We start from the raw sequence: 14,949 nt of genomic DNA on the forward strand, positions 1-14,949 counted from the left end.
TTTGATCTTGATCTTCTTAAAAACAAGATCAAAAGATCGCAGCCTGCGGCAGCTCCTACATTGGATCGTGTGAAATCAGGCGGCGGGCTGGTCGAGTTCCAGGCCTACGCCCAATCGGCGGCTCATGCACGGCCAGCGTTTCCACGCGGCGCCGGTGTCCGGGCTGCTGAGTTTTTCGCGGTAGGCTTCTACCGATTCCAGCGCAAAACTTTCGTCGTTGAGCATCTCGTCGATCGCGTGATGCACCGCTTCGTCCAGTTGGTTGGCAAATTCCTCACCGATCAATTGGTGAGCAATCAAGTTGGCGACCGTCATGTCCAAGGGGATCAGTGGCTGGCCGAAATGCTTGATGTACAGGTCGTTGACCTCTTCGACAAAACGGTGCGCCAGATAGGCTTCATCCAGCAGGCTATCCAGGCCAACGTGCCCGGCCATGATGGCGGGTGGCTGGAGGAAATACTGCTCGGCGATTTTCAGCACCGGTTTGATCTGCGATTCGATTCCCGCTTCCCTGGCGACTTCATTGGCTGCATCCAGCAGGTCAGGCACTTCATCGATGTAGGCGGCGACAAAACGCGTCAGCACGCCTTGGGCGTCGGCTTCCGGCAGTTGAATGGCCGGGTGTAAATGAGGCAGCTTGCTTTCCAGCTGACGGGTCAGCAGGCCGGTGTCTTTCTCGTGCTGTTGGGCTGTTTGGATCTGCTCGCGCAATGCGGCGGTGTTCATGAAAACTCCAGGGAACAAGGCAATGAATTAGGGAAGACATAACTTAGCTGGCTTACGAAAATTGCTAAGACGCATTTGTCATAATTATTTCATCCTTGATGCAGCTCCGTTATATCGATTTGCCACCACTCGTCTGCATCCTTCTCCATTCGTGCCCTTGAACGCAAGTTCCAGCTGTTTCAGATCATTTACCTCGCCACGTTGCAATTCTCAGCCGCTGACTATACTCGCCAGTGAATGGAGTTAGCTGATGACGCCCGACTGCACCCGCAGCAAGGCCCGGCGATTCAAGTTCGTAGTCTGATGCAGCCGCTCCCTTGCCGCAGGCGAAAGCCGGCGGGATAACAAGAACGATAAGGGGAACCCGCAATGATGCGACATCCACACGTCTGGATGGGCCTCCTGTTGTGGTCGATTTTCAGTCCGGCACACGCCGCATGGACTGTGAATATGGCGCCTGGAGCGACTGAAATCAGTCACGCAGTATTCGACCTGCACATGACCATTTTCTGGATCTGTGTGGTGATCGGGATCATCGTCTTCGGCGCCATGTTCTGGTCGATGATGGTGCACCGCCGTTCTACCGGGCAGGTCGCCGCAAAATTCCACGAAAGCACCACCGTCGAAATTCTCTGAACCGTCGTACCGTTCCTGATTCTGGTAGCGATGGCCGTGCCGGCGACCGCCACCCTGATCAAGATGTACGACACCAGTGAGCCGGATATCGATATCCAGATCACCGGTTATCAGTGGAAGTGGCACTACAAATACCTGGGCCAGGACGTCGAGTTCTTCAGCAACCTGGCCACCCCCGCCGAGCAAATCCACAACAAGGAAGCCAAGGGCGAGCACTACTTGCTCGAGGTCGACAAGCCGTTGGTGCTGCCGACCGGGGCCAAGGTGCGCTTCCTCGTGACCTCCGCCGACGTTATCCACTCGTGGTGGGTGCCGGCCTTCGCGGTCAAACGCGATGCGATCCCGGGGTTCGTCAACGAAGCGTGGACGCGCATCGACAAGCCCGGCATCTACCGTGGCCAGTGCGCCGAACTGTGTGGCAAGGATCACGGCTTCATGCCGATCGTGGTCGAGGTCAAGGAGAAAGCCGACTACGACAAATGGCTCGCAGAGCGCAAAGCCGAAGCCGCGCAGCTTAAAGAGCTGACCAGCAAGGAATGGACGCTCGACGAACTCAAAGAGCGCGGCGACAAGATTTATCACACCACCTGCGTCGCCTGTCACCAGGCCGAAGGTCAGGGCCTGCCGCCAATGTTCCCGGCGCTCAAGGGCTCGGAACTGATCATGAAGGGCAGCAAGGCCGATCACCTGCACCGCGTGGTCTACGGCAAACCGGGCACGGCCATGGCGGCGTTCGGCAAGCAGCTGTCGGAAGTCGATATCGCAGCGGTCGTGACCTACGAACGTAACGCCTGGGGCAACAACAAGGGCGACATGGTCACGCCAAAAGAAGTGCTGGAGATGAAACAGGCGGGAGACAAATGAGCCGGCCTATCGCATCTACCCGCCACGGTTCGCGGCTCGGCGCCGCGAACCAACTCGCCTGTTCACGTAAAGGAGACCGGCCATGAGCGCTGTCATCGATGACCATGGTCATGCCGACCACGCCCACGGCCCTGCCAAAGGCCTGATGCGCTGGGTGCTGACCACCAACCACAAGGACATTGGCACCCTGTACCTGTGGTTTGCGTTTTCCATGTTCCTGCTCGGCGGTACGTTCGCGATGGTGATTCGCGCCGAACTGTTCCAGCCCGGATTGCAGATCGTCGAGCCAGCGTTCTTCAACCAGATGACCACCATGCATGGTTTGGTGATGGTCTTCGGGGCGGCGATGCCAGCGTTCGTCGGCCTCGCCAACTGGATGATCCCGTTGATGATCGGCGCGCCGGACATGGCCCTGCCCCGGATGAACAACTTCAGTTTCTGGCTGTTGCCGGCGGCGTTCCTGATCCTCGTGTCGACCCTGTTCACCCCCGGTGGCGGGCCGAACTTCGGCTGGACGTTCTACGCGCCGCTGTCGACGACGTACGCACCGGAAAGCGTGACCTTCTTCATCTTCGCCATCCACTTGATGGGCATCAGCTCGATCATGGGCGCGATCAACGTGATCGCGACCATTCTAAACCTGCGCGCCCCCGGCATGACCCTGATGAAAATGCCGCTGTTCGTCTGGACCTGGCTGATCACCGCGTTCCTGCTGATCGCGGTGATGCCGGTACTCGCCGGGTGCGTAACGATGATGCTGATGGACATCCACTTCGGCACCAGTTTCTTCAGTGCCGCCGGTGGCGGTGATCCGGTGTTGTTCCAGCATGTGTTCTGGTTTTTCGGGCATCCCGAGGTGTACATCATGATCCTGCCGGCCTTCGGCGCGGTCAGCTCGATCATCCCGACCTTTTCGCGCAAGCCGCTGTTTGGCTACACCTCGATGGTTTATGCGACGGCGAGCATCGCGTTCCTGTCGTTCATCGTCTGGGCGCACCACATGTTCGTGGTCGGCATTCCGTTGGTGGGCGAGTTGTTCTTCATGTACGCCACGCTGCTGATCGCGGTGCCGACCGGGGTGAAAGTGTTCAACTGGGCGAGCACCATGTGGCAAGGCTCGCTGACCTTCGAGACGCCGATGCTGTTTGCCGTGGCGTTCGTGATCCTGTTCTCCATCGGCGGTTTCTCCGGGCTGATGCTGGCCATCGCCCCGGCGGACTTCCAGTATCAGGACACCTACTTCGTCGTCGCGCATTTCCACTACGTGCTGGTGCCGGGGGCGATCTTCGGGATCTTCGCGTCGACCTATTACTGGCTGCCGAAATGAACCGGCCACATGTACGACGAAACCCTCGGCAAGCTGCATTTCTGGCTGTCGTTCGTCGGCATGAACCTGACCTTCTTTCCGATGCACTTCGTCGGGCTGGCGGGGATGCCGCGACGGATTCCGGACTACAACCTGCAGTTCGCCGACTTCAACATGGTCTCGTCGATTGGCGCGTTCATGTTTGGCGCGACGCAGATTTTCTTCCTGTTCATTGTGATCAAAACCATTCGCGGCGGCCCGCCAGCACCGGCCAAACCTTGGGATGGTGCGGAAGGTCTGGAGTGGAGCGTGCCGTCACCGGCGCCGTACCACACCTTCACCACACCGCCGGAAGTGAAATGAATATCCAGCCTTTTGTGAAATTGGTGCAGAGGCACAGATCCCCTGTGGCGAGGGGATTTATCCCCGCTGGGTTGCGAAGCAGCCCCAAAATCTGCAACCGAGATTTATCAGGCAAACCGTGTGCGCTGGATTCAGGGCTGCTGCGCAGCCCAACGGGGATAAATCCCCTCGCCACAAAGGCATCACCGATAAGGGGTGCAAGCCATGGCTGACTCGGTATCGATGAAGAAGCTCGTCACCCGCCTGCTTGGGGTGGTGGTGGCGATGTTCGTGTTCGGTTTTGCTCTGGTGCCGATCTACGACGTGATGTGCAAAGCCTTCGGCATCAACGGCAAGACCGGTGGGCAGTACGAGGGTGAGCAAGTGGTCGACACTTCGCGCCAGGTGCGCGTGCAGTTTCTGTCGACCAACAACGTCGACATGCCGTGGGATTTTTATCCCAAACATGACGAACTCACCGCCAACCCTGGTGCAGTCAACGAAATGATCTTCATCGCGCGCAATCCCACCGACAAACCGATGAGTGCGCAAGCCGTGCCCAGCATCGCGCCGAGCAACGCGGCGGCGTATTTCCACAAGACCGAATGCTTCTGCTTTACCCAGCAAGTGCTGCAGCCCGGTCAGCAGATCGAGATGCCGGTGCGCTTCATTGTTGACCGCGACATGCCCAAGGATGTGAAGCACCTGACGCTGTCCTACACGCTGTTCGATATCACCGCCCGACATCCACCGGTGGCTGTAAACACTGGCGGTTGAGCGTGCCCGATAAGGAGAACAATAAATGGCAACTCATGAGCATTATTACGTTCCGCCGCAAAGCAAGTGGCCGATCATTGCGACCTTCGGCATGGCCATCACCGTGTACGGCCTGGCCGTCTGGTTCAACGATCTGAAGGCAGCGCGCCCGGAATCCCACGGCCCGTACATCTTTTTCGTCGGTGGCCTGTTGCTGGCGTACATGCTGTTCGGCTGGTTCGGCGCGGTGATCAAGGAAAGCCGCGCGGGGCTCTACAGCGCGCAGCTGGATCGCTCGTTTCGCTGGGGCATGAGTTGGTTCATCTTTTCCGAGGTGATGTTCTTCGTCGCCTTCTTCGGCGCGCTGTTTTACGTGCGCCACGTCTCCGGCCCGGCGCTCGGCGGGGAAGGCACCAAAGGCATCGCGCATATGCTCTGGCCAAATTTCCAGTTCACCTGGCCGCTGCTGCACACGCCGGATCCGAAACTGTTCCCGCCACCCAAGGACGTCATCAGCCCGTGGGGCCTGCCGCTGATCAACACGATTCTGCTGGTCAGCTCCAGCGTGACCATCACCATCGCCCACCATGCCTTGAAAAAGGGCCATCGCGGCGCACTGAAAATCTGGCTGGCGATCACCGTACTGCTCGGTTGCGCTTTTCTCGGTTTCCAGGCTGAGGAATACATTCACGCCTATCACGAACTGGGGCTGACCCTCGGTTCGGGCATTTATGGCGCGACGTTCTTCATGCTCACCGGTTTCCACGGCGCTCACGTGACCATCGGCACGATCATTCTGTTTGTGATGCTGATGCGGATCATGAAGGGCCACTTCGACAACGAGCACCAGTTCGGCTTCGAAGCGGCGAGCTGGTATTGGCACTTCGTCGACGTGGTGTGGATCGGCCTGTTTATCTTCGTTTACGTACTCTGAGGAACAACCCTACCAAGGCGCATGCGAGACCAATTGGCCGCTGTAAAAGCCCCAGGCGATCAAGCCGACGGTGGCAGCGGCCAATGCCACCCGAACACTCAAGGCGATGACCAGGCGATTGGAACTGCTGTCGTCCTTGACCAGGAAAAACAGGCCGCTGAACAGGCTGATCACCGTGGCAATCAGCATCAGGATGATCGCTGTTTTGAGCATGGGAAGAACTCCGGGGGACAGGCGATGCAATTGAGTATAGCGAGCGCAACGACTGACTTTGTGGCGCGGCCATGAAGCGCTTTCGTCCGGGCGTGATTCCGACCGTGGTGGTGGCGTTATTGCTGCCGCTATTGGTGTCTTTGGGCTTTTGGCAACTGAGCCGAGGCGCCGAGAAAACCGCCCTGCTCGCCAGTTACGCCGAACGTCGCGCGGCCGAACCGATGGCCAGCACCGAGTTGCCACACACATCCGATCCGGCCTATCGCCGCGTGCACCTGCACGGCCAGTTCGATGCCGCGCACAGTCTGTTGCTGGATAACCGCCAGCGTAACGGCAAGGTCGGCGTCGAGTTGCTGCAACCGTTTCAGGATCAACGCAGCGGTTTGTGGCTGCTGGTCAATCGCGGCTGGTTGCCGTGGCCGGATCGCCGTGTACCGCCGCAATTCACTACGCCCACTGAGGCGTTGAATATCGATGCCTGGGTCTACATCGCCCCCGGCGCCACTTTTCAGTTGCACGCTGATCCAGTCAGCAGCACCTGGCCACAAACCATCACCGCCGTCGAACCCGCCAAGCTGTGGCAAACCCTCGACCGCGACGGCTTCGCCTACGAATTACGCGCCGAACCCGGCCCGGCCAGCTACGCGGCGGATTGGCCGGTGGTTGCGATGGGCCCGGAAAAACACCTCGGTTACGCCGTGCAGTGGTTCGCCATGGCCACCGCCCTGCTCGGCCTCTACGTCTATTTGGGCTTGCACAACGCAAAGGAGAAACACCATGGGAACGGCCATGAATCCACCCAGCATGTCTGAGGCGAAACCTGCCGCCAGTCGCCGTCGCGGGCGCATTCAGCTGCTGCTGATTTTGCTTGGCGTGATTGGCCCGATGGTACTCGCCACCGGCATGTACAAATTGCAGTTCTGGGTGCCGGAGGGTCGCAGCTATCACGGCGAACTGATCGGCAACGGCCAGACCCGCGCCGACCTCGGTGTGCAGGCCGATGAAGAGCGTTGGCAGATCCTGGTCACGGCGCCGAAAGATTGCGCGGTGGATTGCCAGCAACTGGTGTATCTGGCGCGGCAGATCCAGATCGGCCTCGGCCGCGATGCCGGCCGCGCCAGCCATGCCCTCGCCGCTGCTCAACCGGTCAGCGCTGATTACGACGCCAAGCTCAACCGCGAATATCCACAGCTGCAACGCTACCCGCTGGACGCCACCACGTTCAGTAAAACCACGGGCGACAAAGCCACGCCGCAACTTTGGATCATCGACCCGCACGGCAACCTCGTGCTGCGTTACGAGCCGAATGTGAAGGGCAAGGATCTGCTCAACGACCTGCGTCATCTGCTGAAACTGTCGAACATCGGATAAGGGCATCGTCATGGCCAAACCTGGATTTCGCCTCGCGCTGTTTGCCACCCTGCTGGCCCTGATTGTGGTGCTGCTCGGCGCCTATACGCGCCTGACCCACGCCGGCCTCGGCTGTCCGGACTGGCCGGGTTGCTACGGTTTTATCAGCGTGCCGAAAAGCGAAGCGCAACTGGCCCATGCCGAACTGCATTACCCCGACTCGCCGGTGGAGGCGCACAAGGGCTGGAACGAGATGATCCACCGCTACTTCGCCGGCACCCTCGGCCTGCTCATTTCGGTTCTGGCCGGGCGGGCGTGGGTCAATCGACGTCATCCGGGGCAGCCGTTGAAGCTGCCGCTGTTTCTCCTGGCGGTGGTGTTTGCGCAAGCGGCGTTCGGCATGTGGACGGTGACGCTCAAACTCTGGCCGCAAGTGGTCACCGGGCATTTGCTTGGCGGGTTGGCGACGTTGAGTCTGCTGTTTTTGCAGACGCTTCGATTATCCGGCGTGCTGCCGGCGCTGACCGTGCCCAAGCGTTTGCAGTATTGGGCGACGGCGGGATTGTTGTTGGTGATTGGTCAGATCGCGTTGGGTGGCTGGGTCAGTTCCAACTACGCGGCGGTGGCGTGTATCGACTTCCCGACCTGCCATGGGCAGTGGTTGCCACCGGCGGATTTCGCCAACGGCTTTCACCTGACTCAACACATCGGCCCGAATTATCTCGGCGGGCAACTCGACAGCGATGCGCGCACGGCGATTCACCTGACTCATCGGATCGGCGCGCTATTGGTGACTTTGGTGCTCCTCGGTTTGGCGTGGCAATTGAAAGTGGTCGGCATGACGCGGCTGGCCGGTCTGGTTCTCGTCGCCCTCGCGGCGCAGATCACCCTCGGCATCAGCAACGTGTTGTTCCATCTGCCGCTGCCGGTAGCTGTCGCGCATAACGCCGGCGGGGCCGCGTTGTTGCTGACCATGGTGCTGGTCAATTACCACGCGCGCACCAGTCTGGTTCGAGTCAAACAACCGGTGCTCGCGCGCTGGCGCCTGAGCCCGCGCAAACACGCGGCCGCGCCCATCACTATTAAAGGAGAAACGCCGTGGCGATTCTGATTGGCGAACGTCCGCATCAGGCGATCTGGCGTGATTATCTGGAACTGACCAAACCGAAAGTCGTGGTGTTGATGCTGATCACCTCGCTGGTCGGCATGTTCCTCGCGACCCGCGCCGGGGTGCCATGGACGGTGCTGGTGTTCGGCAATCTGGGTATCGCGTTGTGTGCCGGTGGCGCGGCGGCGGTCAATCATGTGGTTGATCGGCGCATTGATGCGGTGATGGCGCGTACGCATAAACGGCCGTTGGCCGAGGGCCGGGTTTCGCCCGCAGCGGCGCTGACCTTTGCGTTGGTTCTGGCGCTGCTCGGTCAGGCGTTGTTGCTGACCTTCACCAATCCGCTGACCGCTTGGCTGACCTTGGCCTCGCTGCTCGGTTACGCCGTGATTTACACCGGTTTCCTCAAACGTGCGACGCCGCAGAACATCGTCATCGGTGGCCTCGCCGGCGCCGCTCCGCCTCTGCTCGGCTGGACTGCCGCCACCGGCCACGTCAGCGCCGAACCGTTGTTGCTGGTGCTGATCATCTTCGCCTGGACGCCGCCGCACTTCTGGGCGCTGGCGATCCATCGCAAAGAGGAATACGCCAAAGCCGACATCCCGATGCTGCCGGTCACCCACGGCGAGCACTACACCAAAGTGCACATTCTGCTGTACACCTTCGCGCTGCTGGCGGTGAGTCTGCTGCCGTACGTGATCCACATGAGCGGCGTGCTCTACCTGATTTGCGCGCTCGCTCTGGGCGCAAGGTTTCTGCAATGGGCCGTGGTGCTGTACCGTGGCACTCGGCCGCACGCGGCGATCAACACCTTCAAGTACTCTATTTGGTACTTGTTTCTACTGTTCATCGCCCTGCTCGTAGACCACTACTTACTGTTGAACCTATGACTCGAACCCAGAAAACCGTCTTCATCCTCGTCGCCGTGATCGCGCTGATCCTGGGACTTACCGTCAACAAAGTGCTGAGCGGCAAGGGCCAGGGCGACCCGACTGCGCTCATTGACGCCGGCATTATCCTGCTGCCGCAAAGCCGCACCCTGCCGGACGTGACGATGACCGATCAGGACGGCAAACCGGTGGCGATCAATGAGCTGAAAGGTAAGTGGAGCCTGCTGTTCTTCGGCTATACCTTCTGCCCGGACATCTGTCCGACCACGCTGGCGCAACTGCGGCAGATCAAGAGTGAATTACCGAAAGACGCTGTGGATAAGTTGCAGATCGTGCTGGTCAGCGTTGATCCGAACCGCGATAACCCTAAACAGTTGAAGCAGTACCTGGGTTACTTCGATCCGCAGTTTGTCGGCCTGACGCCGACCTCGATTGAAGAGCTGCAGAAGGTGGCGAATGCGGTGAGTATTCCGTTTATTCCGGCGGATACGAGTAAGCCGAATTACACGGTGGATCACAGCGGCAATCTGGCGGTGATCGGGCCGGATGGAACGCAGCGGGGGTTTATTCGGGCGCCGTTGAACAACGCCAAACTGGTTGCGCAACTCCCGGTCATGCTTAACCGCAAATAAGAACACCGCCGATCCCTTGTAGGAGTGAGCCTGCTCGCGATGACGTCGGCACATCCAATATTGATGTGACAGCTATACCGCAATCGCGAGCAGGCTCACTCCTACAGGGTCGGTATTTCAGACACAAAAAAGGGGACGCTCATGGCGTCCCCTTTTTTCGTTGCAGCAATCTAAATCAGAACGCCGGCAATACCGCGCCTTTGTACTTCTCGGTAATGAATTTCTTCACTTCCGGGCTGTGCAGCGCAGCAGCCAGTTTCTGCATCGCGTCGCTGTCCTTGTTGTCCGGGCGGGACACGAGGATGTTCACGTACGGCGAATCATTACCTTCAATCACCAGCGCATCCTTGGACGGATCGAGCTTGGCTTCCAGCGCGTAGTTGGTGTTGATCAGCGCCAGGTCGACCTGTGTCAGCACGCGCGGGATGGTCGCGGCTTCCAGTTCACGGATTTTCAGGTCTTTCGGGTTGGTCGCGATGTCTTTGACGGTCGACAGGATATTGGTCGGATCCTTCAACGTGATCACGCCAGCCTTGGCCAGCAGCAACAGCGCACGGCCGCCGTTGGTGGCGTCGTTCGGGATCACCACGTTGGCGCCGCTTGGCAGGTCTTTCAGGTCTTTGATCTTGCTCGAGTAAGCACCCAGCGGCTCCAGGTGCACACCGGTCACGGCAACCAGGTTGGTGCCTTTGGCCTTGTTGAACTCATCGAGGTACGGCTGGTGCTGGAAGAAGTTGGCGTCCAGACGCTTTTCGGCGACCTGTACGTTCGGCTGAATGTAGTCGGTGAAGACCTTGACCTTCAGATCCACGCCTTCTTTGGCCAGGGCTGGCTTCACGAACTCGAGGATTTCTGCGTGCGGCACCGGAGTGGCGGCAACGGTCAGGGTTTCGGCGTGGGCCGAGAATGCTGCAACGGCAGCGAAAGCAGCGATCAGTTTTTTCATTCAGCTAACTCCTTATGAGGCGCCCGTCTGGCGCCTGCCAGCGAATGGCCGGCTCATCTGTTCAATACAAAACCGCTTATTTGCGCGAGAAATGCACGACCAAACGGTCGCCCACCATCTGCAGCACTTGCACCAGAATCAGCAGCAACACCACGGTGACGATCATCACGTCAGTCTGGAAACGCTGGTAGCCGAAACGGATCGCCAGGTCACCCAGACCACCGGCGCCGACCACACCGGCCATTGCCGTGTAGGAAACCAGTGTAATCGCCGTCACCGTAATCGCTGCATAGATACCCGGACGGGCCTCTGGCAGCAACGCGTTGAGAATGATCTGCCGCGTAGTCGCGCCCATGGCCTGGGTCGCTTCGATGATGCCGCGATCGACTTCACGCAGCGCGGTTTCCACCAGACGTGCGAAGAACGGCGTGGCACCCACCACCAGCGGCGGAATCGCACCGGCCACGCCCAGCGACGTGCCAGTGATCAGCACGGTGAGCGGGATCATCACGATCAACAGAATAATGAACGGCAGCGAACGCAGGATGTTCACCGCCAACGACATGATCGCGTAGAGAACGCGGTTTTCCAGCAACTGGCGCGGGCTGCAGAGAAACAGCAGCACGCCCAGCGGCAGGCCGAGCAACACGGTGAACAGCAGCGAGCCGCCGAGCATCATCATGGTGTCGTTGGTGGCCAGGCCGATTTCCAGCCAGTCGATGTTCTGGAAGAACAGCTTGATGGCTTCTATCGCGGCGTCGTAGTTCTTGATTGCAGCGTCGAACATTTCCATTAACGCAGCACCTCCATGTGGACATCAGCGGCGGTGAAGCGGGCGAAGGCCGCTTCCATGTCGCCACCGGTGACGGCCAGGGTCAATTGCCCGTAGGGGATGTCTTTGATGCGGTCGATGCGACCGGCGAGGATGCTGTAGTCGACCCCGGTTTCCCGGGCGACGGTACCGAGCAACGGCGCGTAGGTCGCTTCGCCCTGGAAGGTCAGACGGACGATACGGCCCGGCACGTGCGCGAAATCATCACGCTGCTCGCCTTCATCGACCTGCTCGTCTTCCTGAACAAAACGCTTGGTGGTCGGGTGCTGCGGATGCAGGAACACATCGGCCACCGAACCTTGCTCGACGATCACGCCAGCGTCCATCACCGCCACTTGATCGCAGACGCGACGGATCACGTCCATCTCGTGGGTGATCAGGACGATGGTCAGTTTCAGCTCGCGGTTAATCTCGGCCAGCAGTTGCAGCACCGAGGCTGTGGTCTGTGGGTCGAGGGCGCTGGTGGCTTCGTCGCACAGCAGAATCTTCGGCTTGGTCGCCAGAGCGCGGGCGATGCCGACGCGCTGCTTCTGGCCGCCGGACAATTGCGCCGGGTACTTTTTGGCGTGGTCGGACAAACCGACGCGCGCCAGCAGTTCAGCTACACGCTGATTGATCTCGCTGGTCGATAATTCACCGGCCAGGGTCAGCGGCAACGCAACGTTGTCGGCGACGGTCTTGGAGGCCAACAGGTTGAAGTGCTGGAAGATCATCCCGACTTGCTGACGGAAACGGCGCAGGCCTTTGGCGTCGAGCGCGGTGACTTCTTCACCGTCGACGAAGATCTTGCCGCCGCTGGAATCTTCCAGGCGATTGATCAGACGCAGCAGGGTACTTTTTCCCGCACCGGAATGGCCGATCAGGCCGTAGACCTGACCGTTCTCAATCGAGAGACTGGTCGGGTGCAGCGCGGGAATATCCTTACCGGCGACGCGGTAAGTCTTGTGGACGTTTTGAAACTCGATCACGTAGCGAACCTTGTGGGGCGCGTTAGAAAAGGATCAGCGGTTAGCCGGGCGCGCATTTTAGCCTGTCCGTATAGAGGTTCTTAGCATTTATTTCGCAATTAACCTTCGATTTGGCAATAACAAGATCAAAGGTCATAAAAAAGGAACGCTCCGAGCGCCTCATCAGTCACTAAGTAAGCGACTTGAAAACCCTGGGTGCCGTGCCCGGGAACCACTCAAGAGTCCCCGGCAAACACGGGGTCAACCGAGGAGTTTACGACTGATGAGCAAGAAGCCTACGTCCGACAAAAGCCAGATGGCCGGAACCGATGCCCCGGATCGAGCCAACACCAACGCCAAACTCGACAGCCTGGAGAAATTCCGCTCCGACGCCACTGGCCAAGCCCTGCGCACCAATCAGGGCGTCAAGATTGCTGACAACCAGAACACCCTGAAGGCCGGCCCGCGCGGGCCATCGCTGCTTGAAGACTTCATCATGCGTGAAAAAATCACGCACTTTGACCATGAACGCATCCCGGAGCGCATCGTCCACGCGCGCGGCACTGGCGCGCATGGTTTCTTTCAGGCTTACGAGAACCATTCGACACTGACCAAGGCCGGGTTCCTACAGGATCCGGGGAAAAAGACGCCGGTGTTTGTGCGCTTTTCCACGGTGCAGGGCCCGCGTGGCTCCGGCGATACCGTACGCGACGTGCGCGGTTTCGCGGTGAAGTTCTTCACCGATGAAGGCAACTTCGACCTGGTCGGCAACAACATGCCGGTCTTCTTCATTCAGGACGCGATCAAATTTCCCGACTTCGTCCACGCAGTGAAACCCGAGCCGCACAATGAAATCCCTACCGGAGGTTCGGCCCACGACACCTTCTGGGATTTCGTCTCGCTGGTGCCGGAATCAGCGCACATGGTCATCTGGGCGATGTCTGACCGGGCGATCCCGAAAAGCCTGCGCAGCATGCAAGGCTTCGGCGTGCACACCTTCCGGCTGATCAACGCCGAAGGCAAATCGCGCTTCGTCAAATTCCACTGGCGCCCTACTGCCGGCACTTGCTCGCTGGTGTGGGACGAGGCGCAGAAGCTCGCCGGTAAAGACACCGATTACCACCGTCGCGACCTCTGGGAAGCGATCGAGATGGGCGACTACCCGGAATGGGAACTCGGTGTGCAGATCATCGAGGAGGAAAACGAGCATGACTTCGATTTCGACATCCTCGACCCGACCAAGCTGATCCCCGAAGAAATCGTGCCGATCACGCCGCTGGGCAAAATGACCTTGAACCGCAACCCCGACAACTTCTTTGCCGAGACCGAGCAGGTTGCGTTCTGCCCTGGTCATATCGTGCCGGGCATCGACTTCTCTAATGACCCGCTGCTTCAAGGTCGACTGTTTTCCTACACCGATACGCAAATCAGCCGACTCGGTGGGCCGAACTTTCATGAGCTGCCGATCAACCGTCCGGTCGCGCCATTCCACAACGGCCAGCGCGATGCACAGCACCGTACGGTGATCGACAAGGGTCGTGCCTCTTACGAGCCGAACTCGATTGATGGCGGCTGGCCGAAAGAAACCCCGCCTGCCGCGCAGGACGGTGGTTTTGAAAGTTATCCTGAGCGCATCGACGCGAACAAGATCCGCCAGCGCAGCGAGTCGTTCAGCGATCACTTTTCTCAGGCAACGTTGTTCTTCAACAGCATGAGCGACCACGAGAAGGAGCACATCATCGCGGCCTACAGCTTCGAGCTGGGCAAGGTTGAACGCGAGTTCATCCGCGCGCGCGAGGTGAACGAGATTCTGGCCAACATCGATCTGGAACTGGCCAAGCGTGTCGCGGCCAACCTGGGTCTGCCAGCACCTACAAAAGGCACGGTGGATGCGCGCAAGGTGGCGTTCGATCACTCGCCAGCGCTGAGCCAAGCGAATCTGCTGCCAGAGAACATCAAAACCCGCAAAGTGGCGATTCTTGCTGCCAACGGTGTCGATGGTGCGGCGATTGATGCGATGAAGAAGGCATTGGCGGCGGAAGGTGCGCACGCGAAATTGCTCGGCCCGACTTCGGCGCCGGTGAAAACTGCGGACGGCAAAATGTTGCCAGTGGACGCTTCGATGGAAGGCATGCCGTCGGTGATTTTCGATGCGGTGTTTGTGCCGGGCGGCGCGGCGTCGGTCAAGGCCTTGAGCGGTGACGGCGTGGCGTTGCACTACGTGCTGGAGGCTTACAAGCATTTGAAGGCGATTGCGTTGCAGGGTGATGCCAAGCAGCTGCAGGATCTGCTGAAACTGGAAGCGGATGCCGGGTTGTTGCAAGGCAAGGATGTACCGGCGCTGACCAAGCCGTTCTTTGCTGCGATTGGGCAGCATCGGGTTTGGGATCGTGAGCCTAAGGCTAAGGCCATTCCGGCTTAAGTTGTTGGCTGCCTGAAAGGACGCCTTCGCGAGCAAGCCCGCTCC

At 59.4% G+C, this 14,949-nt stretch carries 13 protein-coding genes and 2 pseudogenes; 10 read left to right on the top strand and 5 right to left on the bottom strand.

The window, feature by feature from the left end; translation table 11 throughout:
* Positions 1 to 75 precede the first annotated feature (75 nt).
* Positions 76 to 726: a hypothetical protein gene (locus tag ACZZ0D_RS23830; RefSeq protein ID WP_053125446.1), complete on the bottom strand. Its 651-nt coding sequence runs from the start codon at positions 724 to 726 to the stop codon at positions 76 to 78.
* A gap of 369 nt (positions 727 to 1,095) precedes the next feature.
* Here ACZZ0D_RS23830 and coxB point away from each other — a divergent pair.
* The 4 genes and pseudogenes from coxB (at position 1,096) to ACZZ0D_RS23850 (ending at position 5,564) form a co-directional block, all read left to right on the top strand.
* A pseudogene (gene coxB / locus ACZZ0D_RS23835) lies at positions 1,096 to 2,226 on the top strand (cytochrome c oxidase subunit II).
* Between the two features lie 82 nt (positions 2,227 to 2,308).
* Positions 2,309 to 3,895, top strand: a pseudogene (gene ctaD, locus ACZZ0D_RS23840) (cytochrome c oxidase subunit I).
* A gap of 204 nt (positions 3,896 to 4,099) precedes the next feature.
* Entirely contained in the window at positions 4,100 to 4,651 is a 552-nt protein-coding gene (locus tag ACZZ0D_RS23845) for a cytochrome c oxidase assembly protein (protein WP_426618736.1), read from the top strand.
* Between the two features lie 25 nt (positions 4,652 to 4,676).
* Entirely contained in the window at positions 4,677 to 5,564 is an 888-nt protein-coding gene (locus ACZZ0D_RS23850) for a cytochrome c oxidase subunit 3 (RefSeq protein ID WP_053125435.1), read from the top strand.
* Between the two features lie 9 nt (positions 5,565 to 5,573).
* On the opposite strand, the gene ACZZ0D_RS23855 is transcribed toward ACZZ0D_RS23850, so the two are convergent.
* Complete coding sequence (locus ACZZ0D_RS23855; RefSeq protein WP_105704780.1) at positions 5,574 to 5,777, bottom strand: twin transmembrane helix small protein; 204 nt, start codon at positions 5,775 to 5,777, stop codon at positions 5,574 to 5,576.
* A 71-nt stretch (positions 5,778 to 5,848) separates the two neighbouring features.
* Between ACZZ0D_RS23855 and ACZZ0D_RS23860 the strand changes: the two genes are divergently transcribed.
* From ACZZ0D_RS23860 to ACZZ0D_RS23880, 5 genes are read left to right on the top strand one after another with little or no spacing between them, the layout of a single operon-like run.
* Positions 5,849 to 6,589: an SURF1 family protein gene (locus ACZZ0D_RS23860; protein ID WP_463554441.1), complete on the top strand. Its 741-nt coding sequence runs from the start codon at positions 5,849 to 5,851 to the stop codon at positions 6,587 to 6,589.
* Complete coding sequence (locus ACZZ0D_RS23865; RefSeq protein WP_463554442.1) at positions 6,555 to 7,148, top strand: hypothetical protein; 594 nt, start codon at positions 6,555 to 6,557, stop codon at positions 7,146 to 7,148. The genes ACZZ0D_RS23860 and ACZZ0D_RS23865 overlap by 35 nt, the downstream gene beginning before the upstream one ends.
* Before the next feature lie 10 nt (positions 7,149 to 7,158).
* Complete coding sequence (locus ACZZ0D_RS23870) at positions 7,159 to 8,238, top strand: COX15/CtaA family protein (protein WP_463554443.1); 1,080 nt, start codon at positions 7,159 to 7,161, stop codon at positions 8,236 to 8,238.
* A complete protein-coding gene (gene cyoE / locus ACZZ0D_RS23875) occupies positions 8,226 to 9,125 on the top strand; it encodes a heme o synthase (protein ID WP_038365028.1) in 900 nt (299 codons plus the stop codon). The genes ACZZ0D_RS23870 and cyoE overlap by 13 nt, the downstream gene beginning before the upstream one ends.
* On the top strand, positions 9,122 to 9,757 hold the full coding sequence (locus ACZZ0D_RS23880; protein ID WP_463554444.1) for an SCO family protein: 636 nt from the start codon (positions 9,122 to 9,124) through the stop codon (positions 9,755 to 9,757). The genes cyoE and ACZZ0D_RS23880 overlap by 4 nt, the downstream gene beginning before the upstream one ends.
* Positions 9,758 to 9,932: 175 nt before the next feature.
* Here the strand turns inward: ACZZ0D_RS23880 and ACZZ0D_RS23885 are convergent, their stop codons facing one another.
* From ACZZ0D_RS23885 to ACZZ0D_RS23895, 3 genes are all read right to left on the bottom strand, one after another.
* A complete protein-coding gene (locus ACZZ0D_RS23885) occupies positions 9,933 to 10,703 on the bottom strand; it encodes a MetQ/NlpA family ABC transporter substrate-binding protein (RefSeq protein WP_159813371.1) in 771 nt (256 codons plus the stop codon).
* Positions 10,704 to 10,779: 76 nt separating this feature from the next.
* Positions 10,780 to 11,490: a methionine ABC transporter permease gene (locus tag ACZZ0D_RS23890; RefSeq protein ID WP_172680176.1), complete on the bottom strand. Its 711-nt coding sequence runs from the start codon at positions 11,488 to 11,490 to the stop codon at positions 10,780 to 10,782.
* Between the two features lie 5 nt (positions 11,491 to 11,495).
* Positions 11,496 to 12,503 (bottom strand): methionine ABC transporter ATP-binding protein, encoded by a 1,008-nt coding sequence (locus tag ACZZ0D_RS23895; RefSeq protein ID WP_007911748.1) that lies wholly within the window; start codon positions 12,501 to 12,503, stop codon positions 11,496 to 11,498.
* A gap of 259 nt (positions 12,504 to 12,762) precedes the next feature.
* Here ACZZ0D_RS23895 and katE point away from each other — a divergent pair, with 259 nt between their 5' ends.
* Positions 12,763 to 14,904: a catalase HPII gene (gene katE / locus ACZZ0D_RS23900; RefSeq protein WP_463554837.1), complete on the top strand. Its 2,142-nt coding sequence runs from the start codon at positions 12,763 to 12,765 to the stop codon at positions 14,902 to 14,904.
* Positions 14,905 to 14,949 lie beyond the last annotated feature (45 nt).

It is taken from the genome of Pseudomonas sp. AC193, assembly GCF_979258075.1.

Coding starts and splice junctions, on each gene's coding strand:
- ACZZ0D_RS23890 (WP_172680176.1), bottom strand. CDS start 11,490: ATGTTCGACGCTGCAATCAAGAACTACGACGCCGCGATAGAAGCCATC.
- ACZZ0D_RS23880 (WP_463554444.1), top strand. CDS start 9,122: ATGACTCGAACCCAGAAAACCGTCTTCATCCTCGTCGCCGTGATCGCG.
- ACZZ0D_RS23870 (WP_463554443.1), top strand. CDS start 7,159: ATGGCCAAACCTGGATTTCGCCTCGCGCTGTTTGCCACCCTGCTGGCC.
- ACZZ0D_RS23855 (WP_105704780.1), bottom strand. CDS start 5,777: ATGCTCAAAACAGCGATCATCCTGATGCTGATTGCCACGGTGATCAGC.
- ACZZ0D_RS23850 (WP_053125435.1), top strand. CDS start 4,677: ATGGCAACTCATGAGCATTATTACGTTCCGCCGCAAAGCAAGTGGCCG.
- ACZZ0D_RS23845 (WP_426618736.1), top strand. CDS start 4,100: ATGGCTGACTCGGTATCGATGAAGAAGCTCGTCACCCGCCTGCTTGGG.
- ACZZ0D_RS23865 (WP_463554442.1), top strand. CDS start 6,555: ATGGGAACGGCCATGAATCCACCCAGCATGTCTGAGGCGAAACCTGCC.
- ACZZ0D_RS23860 (WP_463554441.1), top strand. CDS start 5,849: ATGAAGCGCTTTCGTCCGGGCGTGATTCCGACCGTGGTGGTGGCGTTA.
- ACZZ0D_RS23885 (WP_159813371.1), bottom strand. CDS start 10,703: ATGAAAAAACTGATCGCTGCTTTCGCTGCCGTTGCAGCATTCTCGGCC.
- ACZZ0D_RS23830 (WP_053125446.1), bottom strand. CDS start 726: ATGAACACCGCCGCATTGCGCGAGCAGATCCAAACAGCCCAACAGCAC.